Raw genomic sequence first — 1,583 nt, forward strand, 5'->3', positions numbered from 1 at the left:
CAATTCTGAACTTTTTAACTTCACCTTCTTCGTTTTCAATTTCAACCCATGCACCAAAAAATACTTTTCCATCTTGCACCGGAGAGTAGTCAATAATTTTTAAATCAGGTATGCGTTTGCGTAAATAGCGTACCCGACGGTCAATTTGGCGTAGCAAACGCTTGTTATATTGATAGTCTGCGTTCTCAGAGCGATCTCCGAGGCTGGCTGCCCAGCTTACTATTTTTGTTACTTCTGGGCGTTTTACGTTCCATAGTTGATCGTGTTCTTGTTGTAATTGCAAGTAACCTTCGCGGGTAACTAAATTTGTTTTCATGGTGAATTCTTTATTAACTCTAATGGTGTGCACGTTATTAAATTTGCCAAAATTTGTCGAGCGTAAAATGTAATAAAGTACGAGTAAGGAAGTTTTGAAATGTTCAGTAACAATCTAAGCAAGTAATTAGTTTTTGATTATTAAGTTTTTCATTTATATTAACTAGTAATTGGATATAAAAATAAGAAAGAGATTATGGGACACGAGACCACAAAAGTATTAGTTGTTGATGACGATATGCGCTTACGCAGTTTGCTTGAACGTTACTTAGTAGAGCAAGGCTTTATTGTTAGAACCGCAGGAAACTCGGAGCAAATGGATAGACTCCTAGAGCGCGAAAACTTTCACTTAATGGTTCTCGATTTAATGCTCCCAGGCGAAGATGGCTTATCTATTTGCCGCCGCCTACGCCAAAAAGAAAATGAAATTCCTATTGTTATGCTTACTGCAAAGGGCGACGAAGTAGACCGTATTATTGGTCTTGAACTTGGCGCTGACGATTACATTCCAAAACCATTTAATCCACGTGAGCTACTTGCTCGCATAAAAGCAATTTTACGCCGCCGCGCAAAAGAAGTGCCAGGTGCTCCTGCTGCTGAAGAAAACTTAATCGCTTTTGGTAAATTCACCCTTAATTTAGCAACGCGCGAAATGAGTGAAGGGGATAAAACAATATCGCTTACCAGTGGTGAGTTTGCAGTGCTTAAAGCGCTTGTTTTGCATCCGCGTGAGCCACTTAGCCGCGATAAGCTAATGAACTTGGCGCGTGGACGTGATTACAGTGCGCTTGAGCGAAGTATTGATGTGCAAGTGTCGCGACTTCGCCGCATGATTGAAGTAGATGCTGCTAATCCTCGATATATTCAAACCGTTTGGGGTTTGGGGTATGTGTTTGTTCCCGACGGTGAAAAGTAATATTTATGGGCATGTTTCCGCGCAGTGCTTTTGGGCAAACTGTTTTTTTAGTGGCGGCTTTGTTGCTAATAAATCAAATAGTGTCTTATGTTACGGTTAGTTTTTATGTTGTAAAACCAACTATTGAGCAAGTTAACTTGATGCTTGCTAAGCAAATTAAAACGGTATTTATTGACTGGGAAGATGGCGTTGAAATAAACGACGAAGTATCTGCGAAGTTTTTTGAAATTACCGGCATCGAAGTGATGACGCAGCGCGAAGCAATGCGTCAAGGGCTTGGACAAAGCCGCGAATATTCTATGCTATCGCGTAGTATGACTGAGCAACTTGGTGGTTATTCTCGTGTACGTAT

At 40.7% G+C, this 1,583-nt stretch carries 2 protein-coding genes and 1 pseudogene; 2 read left to right on the top strand and 1 reads right to left on the bottom strand.

All coding sequences use genetic code 11. From position 1 onward, the window contains the following. Positions 1–316 (bottom strand): transcription elongation factor GreB (locus H5072_RS18970; protein ID WP_182694449.1); only part of this gene is annotated, 316 nt, incomplete at its 3' end. A 195-nt stretch (positions 317–511) separates the two neighbouring features. On the opposite strand from H5072_RS18970, the gene ompR reads away from it, so the two are divergent. Next, on the top strand, positions 512–1,231 hold the full coding sequence (gene ompR, locus H5072_RS18975) for a two-component system response regulator OmpR (protein ID WP_182694450.1): 720 nt from the start codon (positions 512–514) through the stop codon (positions 1,229–1,231). Positions 1,232–1,236: 5 nt separating this feature from the next. Beyond that, positions 1,237–1,583 (top strand): annotated as a pseudogene (locus H5072_RS18980) (two-component system sensor histidine kinase EnvZ); the annotation flags it as partial.

The sequence above is a fragment of the Pseudoalteromonas sp. SR45-5 genome, assembly GCF_014163565.1.
Classification (GTDB): Bacteria; Pseudomonadota; Gammaproteobacteria; order Enterobacterales; family Alteromonadaceae; genus Pseudoalteromonas; species Pseudoalteromonas distincta.

What these genes read in the sequence shown, in the direction of transcription:
- ompR (WP_182694450.1), top strand. Translation starts at nt 512, where the DNA reads ATGGGACACGAGACCACAAAAGTATTAGTTGTTGATGACGATATGCGC.